Genomic DNA, 2215 nt, shown 5'->3' on the forward strand with positions numbered 1-2215 from the left:
ACGACGAGCGCATCGCCGGTGCGCTCGCCGGCACGCAGGTGCGCATCGCGATGACGTCGCCCGGGCACGCTTCCGGCACCGATCGGCTCGCCGAGTGCGCGCGCGCCGCCGGGTGGGCCGACGACACGATAGTCGTGAACCTGCAGGGCGACGAGCCGTTCGCGCCGGTGTCGGGCATACGTGCCGTGGCGGCGCTCATCGCCGCGTCCGACGCGCCGATGGCGACGCTGGCGGCGGTCATCGGGGATGTCGACGAACTGCTCGATCCCAACGCCGTGAAAGTCGTCGTCGACGCATCGGGCCATGCGCTCTACTTCAGTCGTGCGCCCGTTCCATGGCCGCGGGACGCCTTCGCGACTTGCCGCGATTCGCTACCCGCTGGCGGCCTCTGGCTTCGTCATATCGGTATCTACGCGTATCGCGCGGGCTTCCTGCAGACGTTCGCGGCGATGCCTCCGGGCCGGCTGGAATCCATCGAATCGCTGGAACAGCTGCGCGTGCTCGAGGCCGGTTATCGCATCGCGGTCGCGGGCACCCCGGAAGCGTTTCCGCCAGGCGTTGACACACCCGACGACCTCGCGCGCGCCGAGCGACATCTCGCAGCGATGCGTGCCTGAACGGACGCGGCCCGCTGGCCGGCGTAGGCGCGCCTTCTCATCGTCTGAGTCGCGGCGGCGGATAATAATCAGGCCATGCCCGCGTTGAACCCCACACGCATGAACGCACGTCGTGCCCGCCGCGCCGTTGGAACGAAGGACAGATGAAACCCGCGGGCTTCGACTCGAAGGACTTCGTCCGCAACCTCAGCACCGCGCCCGGCGTGTACCGGATGATCGCGGCGGACGACGCCGTGCTCTACGTGGGCAAGGCGAGCGCGCTGAAGAGCCGCGTGTCGAGCTACTTCAACAACACCCCCAAGTCAGCGCGCATCAACGCGATGATCTCGCAGATCGCGCGGATTGAGGTGACTGCTACGCGCACCGAGGCCGAGGCGCTGATCCTCGAGAACGAGCTGATCAAGTCGCTGAAGCCGCGTTACAACGTGCTGCTGCGCGACGACAAAAGCTATCCCTACGTGCTGCTCACCGGCGAGGACTATCCGCGCATCGCCGTGCATCGCGGCCCGCGCGCGGTGCAGGGGCGCTACTTCGGCCCGTACGCAAGCGTCGGCGCCGTTCGCGAGACGCTCAACCTCATGCACAAGCTGTTCAAGGTGCGCAGCTGCGAGGACACCGTCTTCCGAAATCGCTCGCGCCCGTGCCTGCAGTTCCAGATCGGCCGCTGCAGCGCGCCGTGCGTCGACCTGATCGCGCCGGACGCATACGCACAGAGCGTGCGCCGCGCCTCGATGATGCTCGAGGGCCGCAGCGACGAGCTCACCAACGAACTCGGCCGCGCCATGGAAGCGGCCAGCGCGAACCTGGATTTCGAGGAGGCTGCGCGCCTGCGGGATCTCGTTACATCCATCCGTACGTTGCAGGCGCGCCAGTACGTGGACGGGCGCGCCGCCGACCTCGACGTGCTCGCCATCGCGATGCAGGGTGCGTGCGCATGCGTCGTGTTGATGGCGTTTCGCGACGGCCGCAACCTGGGCACGCGCGCGTTCTTCCCGAAGACCAACGGAACCGACGAGGCGGACGAGGTGCTCGGCGCGTTCGTGTCCCAGCATTACGTCGACAAGATTCCGCCGCGCGAGATCGTGATCGATCGCGACATACCGGATCGCGAATTGCTCGAGCAGGCGTTGTCGCTCGCCGGCGAGCGCAAGGTGCAGATCCGGTGCAGCGTGCGCGGCGAACGCGCGGGGTATCTGGACATCGCAGGCAGGAACGCGCAGATGGCGCTCGCGTCGGAGATGAGCAGCGCGGCCGCGCAGCACGCACGCGTCGAGTCGTTGCGCGATCTCCTTGGCATGCAGGCGTTGCCGACGCGCATCGAATGCTTCGACATCTCGCACACCATGGGCGAGGCGACCGTCGCGTCATGCGTCGTGTTCGACGCCGAAGGCGCGCTGCGCGGGCAATACCGGCGCTACAACATCAACGGGATCAAGCCGGGCGACGACTACGCCGCCATGCACCAGGCGATCCACCGCCGCTTCCGTCGCTCGATGGAGGCGCGGCAGCCGGAAGCGGACGACGCGCGCTCGACGCCCGACGCCCGCGCGAGGCAGGTCGCGGCCGCGATCCTGCCCGATGTCCTCCTCATCGACGGT

At 68.1% G+C, this 2215-nt stretch carries 2 protein-coding genes; both read left to right on the forward strand.

From position 1 onward, the window contains the following. Nucleotides 1-617 (forward strand): 3-deoxy-manno-octulosonate cytidylyltransferase (kdsB, locus tag FW784_RS13655; protein ID WP_149353872.1); only part of this gene is annotated, 617 nt, incomplete at its 5' end. Nucleotides 618-760: 143 nt separating this feature from the next. After that, the coding region (gene uvrC, locus FW784_RS13660) for an excinuclease ABC subunit UvrC (protein ID WP_149353873.1) at nucleotides 761-2215 on the forward strand (1455 nt) is incomplete at its 3' end.

This window comes from Cognatilysobacter lacus (assembly GCF_008274655.1).
Classification (GTDB): Bacteria; Pseudomonadota; Gammaproteobacteria; order Xanthomonadales; family Xanthomonadaceae; genus Cognatilysobacter; species Cognatilysobacter lacus.